The 12994-nt window shown below is 65.5% G+C and carries 13 protein-coding genes and 1 tRNA gene; 7 read left to right on the top strand and 7 right to left on the bottom strand.

Translation table 11 applies throughout. The features are described 5' to 3' along the window. The first annotated feature begins 156 nt into the window (after positions 1-156). Complete coding sequence (locus tag Q5064_RS02395) at positions 157-1353, top strand: LuxR C-terminal-related transcriptional regulator (RefSeq protein ID WP_302961965.1); 1197 nt, start codon at positions 157-159, stop codon at positions 1351-1353. 68 nt (positions 1354-1421) lie between these two features. On the opposite strand, the gene Q5064_RS02400 is transcribed toward Q5064_RS02395, so the two are convergent. The 4 genes from Q5064_RS02400 to purE form a co-directional block, all read right to left on the bottom strand. Next, positions 1422-3143 (bottom strand): FAD-binding protein, encoded by a 1722-nt coding sequence (locus Q5064_RS02400; RefSeq protein ID WP_302961967.1) that lies wholly within the window; start codon positions 3141-3143, stop codon positions 1422-1424. 234 nt (positions 3144-3377) lie between these two features. After that, on the bottom strand, positions 3378-4109 hold the full coding sequence (locus tag Q5064_RS02405; protein ID WP_302961969.1) for a 2-oxoacid:acceptor oxidoreductase family protein: 732 nt from the start codon (positions 4107-4109) through the stop codon (positions 3378-3380). Further along, complete coding sequence (locus Q5064_RS02410) at positions 4102-6447, bottom strand: thiamine pyrophosphate-dependent enzyme (RefSeq protein ID WP_302961970.1); 2346 nt, start codon at positions 6445-6447, stop codon at positions 4102-4104. Before Q5064_RS02410 ends, Q5064_RS02405 begins: the two co-directional genes overlap by 8 nt. A 42-nt stretch (positions 6448-6489) precedes the next feature. Further along, a complete protein-coding gene (gene purE / locus Q5064_RS02415; RefSeq protein WP_302961971.1) occupies positions 6490-6951 on the bottom strand; it encodes a 5-(carboxyamino)imidazole ribonucleotide mutase in 462 nt (153 codons plus the stop codon). A 204-nt stretch (positions 6952-7155) separates the two neighbouring features. Here purE and Q5064_RS02420 point away from each other — a divergent pair, with 204 nt between their 5' ends. From Q5064_RS02420 to Q5064_RS02430, 3 genes are all read left to right on the top strand, one after another. Beyond that, the gene (locus Q5064_RS02420) at positions 7156-7386 is read left to right on the top strand and encodes a hypothetical protein (RefSeq protein ID WP_302961974.1); all 231 of its coding nucleotides are present in this window, start codon (positions 7156-7158) and stop codon (positions 7384-7386) included. Positions 7387-7471: 85 nt separating this feature from the next. Then, positions 7472-7558 (top strand) — tRNA-Leu (locus Q5064_RS02425). 639 nt (positions 7559-8197) lie between these two features. Then, positions 8198-9199 carry a hypothetical protein gene (locus Q5064_RS02430; protein ID WP_302961976.1) on the top strand — a complete coding sequence of 334 codons (1002 nt, stop codon included), beginning with the start codon at positions 8198-8200 and terminating at the stop codon, positions 9197-9199. 52 nt (positions 9200-9251) lie between these two features. On the opposite strand, the gene Q5064_RS02435 is transcribed toward Q5064_RS02430, so the two are convergent. From Q5064_RS02435 to Q5064_RS02445, 3 genes are all read right to left on the bottom strand, one after another. Continuing rightward, complete coding sequence (locus Q5064_RS02435; RefSeq protein ID WP_302961977.1) at positions 9252-9668, bottom strand: type II toxin-antitoxin system VapC family toxin; 417 nt, start codon at positions 9666-9668, stop codon at positions 9252-9254. Continuing rightward, positions 9665-9910: a TraY domain-containing protein gene (locus tag Q5064_RS02440; RefSeq protein WP_136435982.1), complete on the bottom strand. Its 246-nt coding sequence runs from the start codon at positions 9908-9910 to the stop codon at positions 9665-9667. The genes Q5064_RS02435 and Q5064_RS02440 overlap by 4 nt, the downstream gene beginning before the upstream one ends. A gap of 90 nt (positions 9911-10000) precedes the next feature. Next, positions 10001-10330 carry a hypothetical protein gene (locus tag Q5064_RS02445; protein ID WP_302961979.1) on the bottom strand — a complete coding sequence of 110 codons (330 nt, stop codon included), beginning with the start codon at positions 10328-10330 and terminating at the stop codon, positions 10001-10003. Positions 10331-10832: 502 nt separating this feature from the next. On the opposite strand from Q5064_RS02445, the gene Q5064_RS02450 reads away from it, so the two are divergent. The 3 genes from Q5064_RS02450 to Q5064_RS02460 are packed head-to-tail and all read left to right on the top strand — an operon-like array spanning position 10833 to position 12989. Beyond that, positions 10833-11798 carry a RimK family alpha-L-glutamate ligase gene (locus Q5064_RS02450; protein ID WP_302961981.1) on the top strand — a complete coding sequence of 322 codons (966 nt, stop codon included), beginning with the start codon at positions 10833-10835 and terminating at the stop codon, positions 11796-11798. Positions 11799-11822: 24 nt separating this feature from the next. Next, complete coding sequence (locus Q5064_RS02455) at positions 11823-12506, top strand: 4Fe-4S binding protein (RefSeq protein WP_302961983.1); 684 nt, start codon at positions 11823-11825, stop codon at positions 12504-12506. Between the two features lie 9 nt (positions 12507-12515). After that, a complete protein-coding gene (locus Q5064_RS02460) occupies positions 12516-12989 on the top strand; it encodes a MarR family winged helix-turn-helix transcriptional regulator (RefSeq protein WP_302961985.1) in 474 nt (157 codons plus the stop codon). The last annotated feature ends 5 nt before the right edge of the window (positions 12990-12994 follow it).

Raw genomic sequence — 12994 nt, forward strand, 5'->3', positions numbered from 1 at the left:
AACCTTCTTCCACGAACATTTTGCCGAGACCCAAAGCCGAGCCCGCTGTCATCGTATCCAGCGGGGCGGGAGATGTCTGTCTCACGAAAGAGGGCAATTAGACTGTTTTCCCTCGCCCAAAAGGTATGATTTGCCGATTCCAAGGGAGGGGAAGCCGTGCGCATCAACCTGAAGGCCCATGCCGTCAACGGACGGCAGGCGGCGCGTGTCGCCGCGTTGGACGCCATTATCTGGCTCTGGTTCCACCAAATCACGTACAACAGCGCCTTTACGACCTCGTATCTGGCGGAGCGGGCGCTCGCGTTGCCCTCGTCGCTGATCAGCATCGCGCTCGCCATCGGCATCGTGCGGGCCCAGTGGGACCGCGTGCCCCGCGCCGTGCGTATCGGCACGGCCTTGGCCACCACCGGCGCGCTCGTGGGCATGACGGGCATGCCGCCCGGCGGCGAGGCCGGGGAAGTGCTGTACGCGTGCTCCACGATCGTCCTGGGCGTGGGGTGCACCCTCGGCGCCATCCTGCGCCTGGAGACCCTGGCGAAATGCGACGACTTCGCCACGCTCTCGGTGGCGCTCTCCGGCTCGCTTATGCTGTTCTACCTGTTCAGCCTCATACTCCTCTGGCTGCCGTCCGAGGTGTACACAGCCTGCGTCGTAGCCGCGCCCCTCGTGCTCGCCCTCGACGCCGACCGCGCGGCCGCCCCCTCCCAGCGCGTCGGCCCGCTGCCGCGCCGCATCCGCTACTCGCTCCCGCTTTCCATGCCCTGCCTCGTGGGGGCGGCGGCCGGCTTCGTCGTGGCGCTGGGCACGGTGTTCATGGCCACCGCGCCCAGCCAGGTGTTCACCCACCCCTCGCCGCTGTTTCTCATCGCCCAGCTGCTGTTCCTCCTGCTGTGCATCATCACCGTCTTCGGGCTCGATCTGCGCAAGGCCGAGTACTTCGCCGTGGCTAACTTGTGCTGGGGCCTGGGAACGGTGGCAGGCAACTTCCTGCACGAAGGCATCAGCGCGGCCCACAGCGGCCTTCTGAGCGACATTTCCTCGTTTATCTGCCTCATGACCATCGTGCTCTTCCTCGCCTTCTCGGGCGTGTGGACCTCGAGCCTCGGACGCACTGCCGCCTTAAGCAGCAAGGCGCCGCTCGAGGACATCGCCCGCGAGGCCGGGCTCACCCCGCGGGAAACGGAGGTGGCGTTGCTTCTGTTGGAGGGCCGCAGCCTGCGCATCGTGCAGGAGGAGCTGTTCATTTCCGAGGGCACGGCCCGCACCCACACCAAGCGCATCTACGCGAAGCTGGGCATCCACTCCAAGCAGGAGCTCATCGACTACTTCAAGGAGCACGCTGGTCACCCTTAGGGGGCAACGACGACGGCCCCGCCAAAGCGGGGCCGTCAGGGAGGGAGGGTTAATTCAGCGCGCGGGGCTTAGGCGGTGGCGCCCATCGCGTGGTTCACGGCCACCCAGCTCATCACGCCGCCCGAGCCGAGGCTGATGCCGCCGTGCACGTAGGTGCCGCCGGAGACACCCGAGGAGCAGTTGCCCACGGCGTACAGGTGCTCGATGGGCTCGCCGGAGGTGCTCACGACCTGGGCGTTCTCGTTGATGGTCAGGCCGCCCGCCGTGCCGCAGGTGCCAGGCACGTAGATGGCTCCGTAGAAGGGGCCGGTGGCCAGCGGCGCGAGCACCGGGTTCGCCAGATCGGTGCGGCTGCCGCCCATGACGCCGGTGGTATTGATGTCGAGGTGCTTCTCGCCGCGATGGAACACCGGATCGGCACCCTGGACGGCGTTCTCGTTGAACGCCGCGATCTCGGCCGCAAGGCCGGCCGCGTCGATGCCCAGCTTCTCGGCGAGTTCCTCCAGGGTGTCGGCCTTCACGAAATGCGCGGGCACCTCGTTGGGATCGGTCGCCTCGCCGCCGTAGGTCTCGTCGAAGTAGCTGCCGTCACCGTCGCCCACGGCGCCCACGGTGTGGCCGGGCAGCGAGTAGGTAGCCCAACAGGCGGCGTCGCAGATGAAATAGGCGGGGATGTTCACGTGGCCCGGCTCGCCGGTGTCGTAGTAGGCGAACGCCTGGTTGAACAGGTCGTAGGGGCCGGCCTCGTTGCCGATGCGACGGCCCTTCTTATTCACGACCACCGCGCCGGGAAGGCCGCGGTACATGGCCCAGTCGGTGCCGGCGATCTCCTGGGCGATGGTGCCCTCGGCGATGAGCGTGGCCGGGTCGTCGCCCGTGGTGAGGATGGCCGGCGCGCCCCAGCAGCGATCCATGTAGGACACGCTGGCGCCGATGGCCATGCCCATGAGCTGGCCGTCGCCGGTGTTGGTGGGCACGGCGTTGGTGGCCATGATCTTGAAGGGATGGTACTTCGCGCGCATCTCGTCGTTGTGGTCGAAGCCGCCGGTGGCGACGACGACGGCACCGGCCTTGATGTTCTGGCCGCCGCACACCGCGCCGGCTACGCCGCCAGCCCCGTCGGGGATGAGCTCGGTGGCCTCGGTGTCCATGAGGATCTCCACGCCATAGCCCTCGAGCTTCGCCTTCATCTGCTCCCACATCTGGGCGGCCACGAGCGGGCCCTCTTCGTTGGCGGCGCCCAGGCTGCCGCGGCCCATGGGAATCCAGCCCTCCATGGGCTCATAGTAGTCACCGAACAGGGGCGACGCGTTGAACGTCCAGCCCATTTCCTCGGAAAGCCAGGTGAGGAAGTCGTTGCCGTTGTCGATGAACGAGCTGAGCACTGCCTGGTCAACACGCTGGTTCGAGGCGTTGGTGAAGTACTTCACCACCTCTTCCTTGGTGTCGGAGATGCCCGCAGCCTCGGCCGCGTAGGTCAGGGGCACCGCCAGGCCGCCGCCCGAGGTGGCCGCCGTGCCGCCCCACATGGTGCCCTTCTCCACGAGGCACACCGAGCCCGCGCCCTTGGCCGCCGCGACGAGGGCCGCAAAGGTGCCGGTACCGGAACCGAGCACGAGCACGTCTACTTCCTTATCCCACGCCACATCGGCGCCGGTGTTGCTCAGGGACGCATCCTGCCCCGCCGCCGGGGCGCAACCGGCCAGAGCGGCCGCGCCACCCAGGGCCAAGCTCGAAAACGCAGCGGTCTTCAGAAAGCCGCGGCGATCCATTCCCTTGTTCTCTCCCATGAATTCCTCCTTATTTCAGCGGGCGGCCCCATGCCGCCGCGCACAAGGAACATGCTAGGTGACAAGCATCGCGGCGTCTGTCCCACAAAGGCGACGATCTGGAGAAATAGGCTCATCCGAAAGGTATTATTTTAGGGACGGAGCACCGCGAAGCCTCATCAAAAAGCGCGATGAGGGCAGCCAAGGGAGGAAGCCAGCCGACAGCAGCCGCGAAGACCGACATCCTGGAAGAGCCTACCCGTAAGCAGCGGCGGCGTGGTCGATGGCTTCGAGGTTCATGGCGACGAACTGCGGCTTTACGCAGGCTTGTACGGCCGCCTTCAGCTCGGTAACGGTAAGGGGGACGCGGCCTTGGGCCACGGCCACCGCCAAAAGCATCATGTTGAGCGACTTGCGGGAGCCGGGGCCGAGGTGCGCCACCAGCGCCTCGTCATCCACGGGAACGAACAGGGGTACCGGATAGCCGCCCACGCCGGGAGCCTGAGCGTCCTTCGCGGTGATTGCCCCATCGGCGGCGCTGAGGCTCGCAGCGGCCTCTTCAGCCACTTCGGCAGCAGCAGCCGCCTGCTCGCGCACCGCCTCTGCCTGAAGCGAGTTCGCCAGCGCCGCCACCACATCGCCGGCGCGGTAGGGCACGCTCGCCAGGGCCGCCGTTACGGGCTGAATGGCCGTCGTAGCCGTCACGAGCACGCCACCGGGCGCCAGATAGGGCAGCGCGCGGGCTGCCTCGCCGGGCTCCAGCGCAATGACCATGTCGGCCGTGCCGGGCGTGATGAGCGACGAGAACACTTCCTCGCCTTCCGAACCCATGCGCACATGGCTCGTCACGTTGCCGCCGCGCTGAGCCATGCCGATGGTCTCGGCCGTGCGCACCTGCCAGCCTTGGCTCTCAGCTGCCAGGGCCAGCACCTTCGCAGCCAGCACCGTGCCCTGGCCGCCCACGCCCGCCAGAAGAACGTTAATCATCACAGCCCCCTTCTTCCGCCGCCAGCGCCTCGCCGGGCGTCTTATCGGACTCGCCCCGCAGTTCCGTTTCCTGGATATCGTTCACCTCGTCGGCCAGTACCGGCGCAAACGAGCCGGTCTGGAACGGCTCAGGGGTGGGGGTGTAGATCGCCGGCTCAATCGGTGCCGCACCGCCGAACCCCACCGCGCCCTGAATGGCGCCGAAGGGGCAGACCTGGGTGCACAGGCCGCAGCCGTCGCACAGGCTCTCATCCACGAAGGCCTGGCCGCGCTCGCGGGACTTCGGCCCGCGGCGAGCCTCGTCGAACCCGATGCCGGGGCAGCCGATGGAGGTGATGCACTTCTTGCAGCCCGTGCACGCTTCGGCGTCGATGACCACCGGCGCGGCGGGCTTCTTCAGCTGAATGCACGGGGCGCGGAAGATGATGGCCGAGGGGCCTTCGAAGTCGATGGCCGCCCGGGCCGCTGCCATGGATCCTTCCAAGCTGTGGGGATTGGCGAAGCCGATGTGCTCCACCCCCAGCCCGTGCAGTACCTCTTCGATCACGATGGGGCGGCGCTTCTCGCCCATGAGGGTAACGCCCGTGCCCGGATGCGGCTGACTGCCGGTCATAGCCGTGGTGGCGTTGTCCAGAATGGCGAAGGTAACGTCGTGGCCGTTGTACACCGCGTTCGCGATGCCGGTCATGGCGCTGGCGAAGAACGTGGAGTCGCCCACGAAGGCCACCTGCTTCTTCTGCGGCTCGGCCACTGCAAAGCCCTGGGCCATGGTGATGCCCGCGCCCATGCACAGGCAGGTGTCCACGGCATCGAGCGGGGCGGCGTTGCCGAGGGTGTAGCAGCCGATGTCGCCGCAGAGCACCGCCTCGCGTCCCTTAAGTGCCTGCTTGATGGCGTAGAAGCCGCCGCGATGGGGGCAGCCCGCGCACAGCACTGGCGGCCGTACCGGCAGCACGCCGTCGTAGCTGAGATGGTTCGCGCCGATAGTGCGGGCAACGAGAGCGGCAAGAGACGAGTAGTGCGAGGGGAAGGCCGTGTCCTCGCGCGCAGATTCCGCAGCGAACGGAACAGCCCGGTGGGCTGTTCCGCCGAGCGAGGACTTGCCTGAGCACGTGGATGCGGCCTTCCCCTCACACGGAGGGAGCACATGTTCTTCCTGCAAGGGCCGGCGCCTCTCTTGGGCCGCCCCCTCGCACTGCCCCGCCTTTGCTTCGGAAGTGCGATCGAAGAACCTTCCCAGGCGGCCGGCGATGTTCTCGGTGGTGTTCTCACCGCGATCGTTGGCAGCGCCGGTCAGCTTGCCGTGCACGCGCAGAGGCAGATGCCGCGCACCGGCGAGCTTCAGCATCTCCTCTTCCAGCACGCTATCCAGCTCTTCGAAGACGATGACGTCGGAAAGCCCCTCGGCGAAGGCGGCTGCCGTCTCGGCGGGGAAAGGGTACGGTGTGCCCACGGCCATGAAGCGGTAGCGGGGCACGGCAAGGCCCGCGCGGGTCGCCTCGGCCTCGATGAGCGCCAGCGCCTCGCGGGCGTAGGCGGCCGACACGCCGCCGGCCACGATGCCCACGCGGGGCGCGGCACCCTCATCGCCAGGAGCGGCCGTCCGGCTCGCACCTTCCCCGCCCCCTTCGAACACCTCGTTGAACTGCGCGAAGGCGGGGTCGCGGTCGAAATCCCAGGAAATCTGGGCCAGGCGGCGGTTGATCTCGCCGTGGCCCTCATAGGCGCGCTTCGGGAAGATGACCCACTTCGGATCCTTCTGGAAACCCTCCTCGGGCACGGGGCGCGCCTCGGTTTGCTCGGCCACGTCGAAGAACGTGGAGGCGTGGTTGATGCGCGTGGTGGGCCGCACGATGACGGGCGTGTGGTAGCGCTCGGACAGCTCGAAAGCGGCCTTCATCATGGCAAATCCCTCGTCGGGCGTGGACGGGTCGAGCACCGGCACCTTCGCGAAGGCCGCGAAGCGCCGCGTGTCCTGCTCGGTCTGGGACGAAATGGGGCCCGGGTCGTCGGCCACGAACAGCACGCAGCCGCCGCCTGTGCCCACGTAGTTCAGCGACATGAGCGCGTCCGACGCCACGTTGAGCCCCACCTGCTTGCAGGTGAACAGCACCCGCGCGCCGCAGTAGGACGCGCCGGCAAGCAGCTCTAGCGCCGCCTTCTCGTTGGTGGACCACTCCACGTGCACGCCGCGGGCCGCCCCGGCCGCATGCAGATTCGCCACCGTTTCCACCAGCTCGGACGAGGGCGTGCCGGGATACCCCGCCACCACGTTCACCCCGGCCTCCAGGGCCGCATGGGCGAACGCCTCGTTTCCCATCAGAAGCTTCTTCGCCATAACCGCTCTCTTCTTCCCCACGCTCGCCTCAGCCCGAATGGGCTACTGCGCCATCTCCGCTTTCAGATCGGCCACCTTCTGGCGCATGGCCAGGTCGTTCGTGCCCATCATCTGCACGGCCAGGATGGCGGCGTTCTTCGCGCCGTTGATGGCCACGCAGGCCACCGGCACGCCCGAGGGCATCTGCACCATGGACAGCAGCGAGTCCAGGCCGCCCAAGTCGCTTGTCTTCATGGGCACGGCGATAACCGGCAGCGGCGTGAACGCGGCCACCACACCGCCCAGGTGCGCGGCCTTGCCTGCCGCGGCCACGATCACCTTGATGCCGCGATCGGCCGCACTCTCGGCCCACTCGTGCACCACGGCCGGCTTGCGATGGGCGCTTGCCACCTTCACCTCGTAGGGCACGCCCATGGCGTCCAGCTGGGCCATGCACGGCTCCATGGCCGGCATATCCGATTCCGATCCCATGATGATGCCGACCACCGGCGTCGCTTCTGCCATATTCGCGTCCTTTCCCCACAGGGCCGCTCGGACTTCCCGCAGCGGCCGGAAACAATGCCCTCCATTATAGAACCGTCCCGTTGCAAAACGCCTACGAATGGCCGCGACGGGGCGGCTCGCCCACCTGAAGGCGTAAGGTGCAAAAGATACGTGGGGTCACGCGGGACGCACCGTGCCGCCCGCATGCAAGCGAAAGGAACCGCCATGAGCGAAGAGACGCTGAAGCAGCACCTAGAACAGCAGGAAAAGCATATCGCCGACCATGAACGTGCGGAGAAGCACGCCGAGAAGGAGCGCGAGCACCGCGAAGACCACGCCATTCACGACTACATCGGTCACGAGATCGCCCACGAGGAGCGCGCCGAGCGCCGCCAGCAGGACGAGACCGATGCCGCCCTCGCGGAAACCGCCGACACCATCCTGCGCGGGGAATAGGCGATTCCCGAAAAAACTTCTTGCACCCGCGCGGTAAGTCGGGTATTATCAACTACGCTCTTTTGGCGAAGCCGAAACAGCACCTGCGGGCGTGGCGGAATTGGCAGACGCGTACGGTTCAGGTCCGTATGGGGGCAACCCCATGGAGGTTCAAGTCCTCTCGCCCGCACCACTTTAAAGCACTAGGCCAGCTTGATAAAACGAGCTGGCCTGATTTGTTTCTCCGTCCCCCAGGCGCAAATAAGGCGCAAATGATCAGCCGATCAAGCAATAGCCCGGGAATCCCTTTGACAACATACGGGCACGGAAGACCACCCACAACGTAGTCGATTCGTGCTATAATGCAGGCAATCGGTGCCCCGCCGAACCGGGCAGCATCGGTTGTTAGATTAAGCCGGGTTTACCTTGGTGGGGGCCCGGCTTCTTCTTTGCCAACGCTGTCCGTCACTCCTTCCTCACCAGCGTAAGGCCGATGATTCCGATAACGACAAGCATGAGATCGCACAGGGCAATGACTGTTTGCGTATCCATAGGCAACTCCTTTCATGAAGCTGCCCGGGCGTGACGGAGCACCTGCTACCATTGTAACGCTCATCGATAGCTATTCAATGGACATCAACAAATACAGAACGCTGTGTTTGGTAGCGAGCAGAATGAGGCAATGGGCGCAAATGAACGTCAGTTTGATTTCCCTCCCGTAACGAGCATTCAGGCGGCCCGCTCCCTTCATATAGGAAGGGGGACAATGGGAGCGTCGGAGAATCTCCCTCCCCCGACGTTCTTGCCATCTACTCCCAGGAGGTGCGTTGCCATGAAGCACTCCACCATGCCCGCAGCCGCGAAGATTGCCGTTGGCGCTGGCGCTGTGGCTGCAGGCGCCGCGGTCGCCTTCGCTGCCGTGCTTGCCAAGCGCCATCGCGTGCGCGCTACCTGCAAGCCCTTCTACAGCGAGGCCACGCGCCGATTCAAGATTCCCGGCATCAACCACGGCTTCGTGCCCCAGGACCTCTTCTATCTTGACGATGAGAAGACATGGTTGTTCAGCGGATACACGGCCAACCGCAAGCCGTCGCCCATCTTCCAAGTGGGCGAAGACGGCGAGGTGCGGCGCCACGAGGTGCGGCTGCCCGACGGGTCGCTCTACCGCGGACACGGCGCCGCCATCACAGCTTCCGGCCCCTACGTCTTCCTTACCGTGTGCGACGGCTTCGTCGTGCTCGACCGCGCCGCTTTGGCCACAGCGGCCGACGGGGATACCCTTGAGGCCATCGGCCGACGCGCCATTCCCCTTAAGCCCGCGTTCATGAACGTGCAGAAGGGCATGCTCTACATCGGCGAGTTCCAGCACCGGCTGTTCTACCCCACCCCGAAAAGCCATTGGCTCACCTGCCCTTCCGGCGAGGTAAACCCGGCGCTCGTGTACGCCTACGCGCCGCATGCCCACGGGCCCTTCGGATTCGGCGAGCATCCGGCGGCGGTGTACTCCATTCCCGGCAACGTGCAGGGGCTATGCGTGACGCCCGACGGCAACATCGCGCTCAGCCTGTCCTGGGGCTTCGGCGATGCCGAGGTGCGCATCTACGACCCGGCTCGCGCACATCGGGGCGGAAGCTACCTGGTGGACGGCCATCGCTGCCCGCTGTACTTCCTGGACGACGCGACCCTCGTGCAGACGCTGACGGTGCCTCCCATGGCCGAGGGCATCGACGAGGTGGACGGCGAGATATACCTGACCAGCGAATCGGCGAGCAACCTGTACCTGCTCGGCAAGTTCTACGGCGGCGGCCACGTGTACTCGTTCCCCGCGGAGTAGACGGCAGCCTAACGCTCGGGCTTGGAGGTGAGGTGCCAGCCGTTCTTCCTCGCTACCCTTCGAAGGGATTGACCAGGTCGATGTCCAGGTAGTCGAAGTCCTTCACGTTGCGTGTCGCGAGCACGCAGTCGTTGCGCTTGCAGATAGCGGCGATCATCAAGTCCTCGATGGTAGGTGTGCGCCCCTGGGACAGTGCCTTCTCGTGCAGCTCGGCGCACAAATATCCGCTAAAGGCATCGAACGAATACGTCTTGTCGGAACAGTCCATCACAATGCCCGTAATCGCCTGCCGCAGACGGTCTTTCCGCTTTCCCTCCGGCAGGCGCAACATGCCGAAGTACAGTTCCTTCACGGTAATCGACGTCAGATATACGCAGCCTTCATGGTCGTAGAACCAATCGATCACGTTATCGTTCGGCTGGGGCCGCATGAGCTCGGATACGACGTTGGTGTCGGCGATGAAGTTCACAGCCACCCCCGCACGTCGATTTCCCGCGCGGGATGGCGTATCGGCTCTTCCAGATCGATGCCACCCGCCGCTTGGGCGGCATTCCGCAGGCGCCCCACCCAACCCGTAGATCCTGAATCCTGAAGCGATGCCTGGAGAATAGCCCGGGCCTCGCCTTGCTGCGAGCGACCGTGCCGCGATGCCTGCTCTTTCAACCTCCGCTTCGTGGCATCGTCAAGATCGCGAATGAGAATATCTGTCATGCTGTACCTCGATTCATTAGGTGATATCGATGATATCACCTTGGAATTCGCATGGCAATACGAGGATGGGGCGATCGCTCAACCCGCCTCCTAGTGCTCGGGCTTAGAGGTGAGGTGCCAGCCGTTGCAGTAGGGGCACTTGTACACGTGCAGCGGCGGGGCGCCGTGCTCGGCGCATTCGGCGGCGGTGAGCTCGGCCTCGTAGCGGCTGGCGTAGCGGTTCTTGCGCTCGCAGGCCTTGCGGCGCAGGGTCGCCTCGTGGGCCTCGTCGCGCGCGGCCCGCGCGGCCGACTCCCGAGCGAAGGGGTCGCGGTCGGCATCGTCCCCGAGGCCGAGTTCCGCGAACAAGTCGCCCCCGCCGAGCGATGCGGCGAATTGTGCCTTCTGCTTCTGCCATGCCGAGCGCTTCTTGCTGCCCATGACGCTTTCCTTCCGAACCAAAACAGGGGCTGTGCCGCCGCAACCTCCATGCTATAATGCGGACAGACGGTGCCCCGTTCTGCCGGGCGGCGTCGGTTGTTTGATTAAGCCGGGTTTACTTTCGACAGGTGGCCCGGCTTCTTCTTTGGCCAAACACCGTCCGTCACTCCTTCCTCATCAGAACAAGCCCGATGATTCCGATCACCACAAGCATGAGGTCGCACAAGGCAGTTACCGTTTGTGTGTCCATGGGTAGCTCCTTTCTCGAAGCCGCCCAGGCGTGACGGGGCACCTACGGCCATTATAACGGGAATCGATAACCGTATAAGCCGCGCCTCTCATCGAAACATCATTCCGTCGTGTGCGTCGAAACGCCGGCCCCCTCCCCACCACCGACCGCTGCCATAGCGCACCACCGCTTGACAATACTTTGATATCAAAGTATTCTGCCGGTCAGCCGATGTGCTTGAGAGGAAAAGGAGCCACGGAAGGGAGGCATCCGGTGATCGGGATTCTATACGAATCAGACGAGTGGTCCGATTGGAAGCTGGCCCGCGAGCTGGGCCAGATCCTTCGCAAGGAGCCCGCGAGGCAGACGACGGACGCCGCCGACAGCGAGGTCTACGGAGGCGCGACCGGGGAAACCGTCGCGCAAGAAGCGCCGCGTTCGCCCGTGCTCGTGATCAACGTGGAAGAAGAGCATTGCGTCGAGAAGGCCCTCGCCTGCCGAATGCTCGTCAGCCGCGTATTCGCGAGCGCCCCTTTTCGCGGGCATCTTCGGGCTCACGCGGCCATGGAGGACATCATCGCCGCAGCTGAAAGCGCGGGCATCCCCTTGGTGAATCCGCCGCGCGCCCACTTCTTCGAGGTGGACAAGCGCCTCGCCGCCGAGACTCTGCGGGAAGCCGGCATCGTCGTGCCCGACATCATTGCATGGGGCGGCCCTGCCGCACTGGCCAGCACGGTGAGCGCGTGGCCCTATCCCTGCATTGTGAAGCCGAACTGCGGAGGCCGCACCACGCACACGGCCATCCTGCGCAGCGCTGCCGATGCCGAGGCGTTCCTGGCCGAGGCGCCCGATCTCGTCTTCATCGTGGAACCCTTTATCGAGGCAGCGGCCGGCTTCCTCACGCGCATCGAGGTGGTAGACGGCCGCATTGCGCTCGCGGTGAAGCGATCGGTGGCCGCCAACGGGCTGTCCTCCTACCACAAGGGCTCCACCTACGAGCTCTATCCCGACTGCCCCGCCGCCGTCACCGACACCGTACTCGCCGCAGCCAAGGCACTGGACATCCAGTTCGGCAGCTTCGACGTCATCGAGGCTTCCGAGGGTAGCTTCATCATCGACGCCAACAGCGTATCGAACGTCTCGGAAGACTGCACCGAGCTGTTCGACTTCGATCTCATGGCCGCCTACGCCCGGGCCCTTGCCGAACGTTACCGCGCCCTGCAGGCCTCCACACACTAGCATCCCACCCGAGAAAGGAGCCCCATGCTCACCCTCCCCGAGGTCTACGACCTCTTCGACCAAATCGGCTGCTGCAGCTTCGCCACACTGGACGGACGCGGCGGCGTCGATTCCCGCATCGCCCACTTCTTCGCCTACGACGATGAGGGCCTCTACCTGCGCACCATGGACGTGAAGCCCTTCTATCGCCAGCTTGTGGAAGGCGGCAAGCTCTCCGTCTGCGGCGAGAAGACGGCCGCACCCTGCACCTGGGACGATGACAACATGCCCCACTTCCAACCTGGTTTCATGGTGCGCGTGGCGGGCGATGTGCGCCTGCTCAGCCAAGAAGAGGTTGACGAGAAGGCGGCGGAGAATCCCCAGTTCGCCGTCGCGGTGTACGACATCAACAAGTATCCCGAGACGCGCGTGCTCGTGCTGCGCTCCGCATGGGGCGAGCTGTACGACTACGACTTCAACATGGTGCATCGCGATCACAAAATCCTGCGCGAGCGCTTCGCATGGGGAGGCGCGACCTTCGAGGCGCCGGGGCTCTCCATCACCGGAGCGTGCATCGAGTGCGGTGCCTGCGCCGATGCGTGCACCCACAAGGCCATCATGCCCGGCACTCCCTACCGCATCCTCGGCGAGCGCTGCGATGAGTGCGGCAACTGCTACCATGTCTGCCCCGCCGACGCCGTGGTCGGCAAAGGGCCGGCTGTCGCTTAGGAGGACGCCGTGGAACAGACCCTCACCTGCCCCATTGCACCGCACGCGCACAGCGCCATCGTGAGCCTCATGTCCCGCACCCTGGGCGCGGCCAACCGCTATCTGGTTGAGCTTCTGGCCCGCGAGGGACTCGTCGGCGTCGTCCCATCCCACGGCGATATCCTCATGCAGCTCTTCGCCCACGACGCCATGCCCATGGCCGCCTTGGCCGAGGCCATCGGGAAGGACCCCTCCACCGTCACGGCCCTGGTACGCAAGCTTGCCAGCGCCGGCTATGTGGAAAAGGCCCGCAGCACCCACGACGGCCGCGTGCAGGAAGTGCGCCTGACCGCCGCCGGCCGCGCGCTGGAGGGCGCCATGGCAACTGTGTCCCGCGAACTTATCGCAACGTTGACGGATGGCCTCAGCGATGAGGACCTGGCCGTCACCTGCCGTACCATGAAAGCCATGCAGGCGAACGTGAGCGCCCGCATCAACCCGTAAGGAGC

This window comes from uncultured Adlercreutzia sp., from assembly GCF_958431955.1.
GTDB lineage: Bacteria > Actinomycetota > Coriobacteriia > Coriobacteriales > Eggerthellaceae > Adlercreutzia.

Excerpts from the sequence above, each read along its gene's own strand:
- Q5064_RS02455 (WP_302961983.1), top strand. The coding sequence starts at position 11,823 with ATGCTCACCCTCCCCGAGGTCTACGACCTCTTCGACCAAATCGGCTGC.
- Q5064_RS02405 (WP_302961969.1), bottom strand. The coding sequence starts at position 4,109 with ATGATTAACGTTCTTCTGGCGGGCGTGGGCGGCCAGGGCACGGTGCTG.
- Q5064_RS02410 (WP_302961970.1), bottom strand. The coding sequence starts at position 6,447 with ATGGCGAAGAAGCTTCTGATGGGAAACGAGGCGTTCGCCCATGCGGCC.
- Q5064_RS02445 (WP_302961979.1), bottom strand. The coding sequence starts at position 10,330 with ATGGGCAGCAAGAAGCGCTCGGCATGGCAGAAGCAGAAGGCACAATTC.
- Q5064_RS02400 (WP_302961967.1), bottom strand. The coding sequence starts at position 3,143 with ATGGGAGAGAACAAGGGAATGGATCGCCGCGGCTTTCTGAAGACCGCT.
- Q5064_RS02420 (WP_302961974.1), top strand. The coding sequence starts at position 7,156 with ATGAGCGAAGAGACGCTGAAGCAGCACCTAGAACAGCAGGAAAAGCAT.
- purE (WP_302961971.1), bottom strand. The coding sequence starts at position 6,951 with ATGGCAGAAGCGACGCCGGTGGTCGGCATCATCATGGGATCGGAATCG.
- Q5064_RS02430 (WP_302961976.1), top strand. The coding sequence starts at position 8,198 with ATGAAGCACTCCACCATGCCCGCAGCCGCGAAGATTGCCGTTGGCGCT.
- Q5064_RS02440 (WP_136435982.1), bottom strand. The coding sequence starts at position 9,910 with ATGACAGATATTCTCATTCGCGATCTTGACGATGCCACGAAGCGGAGG.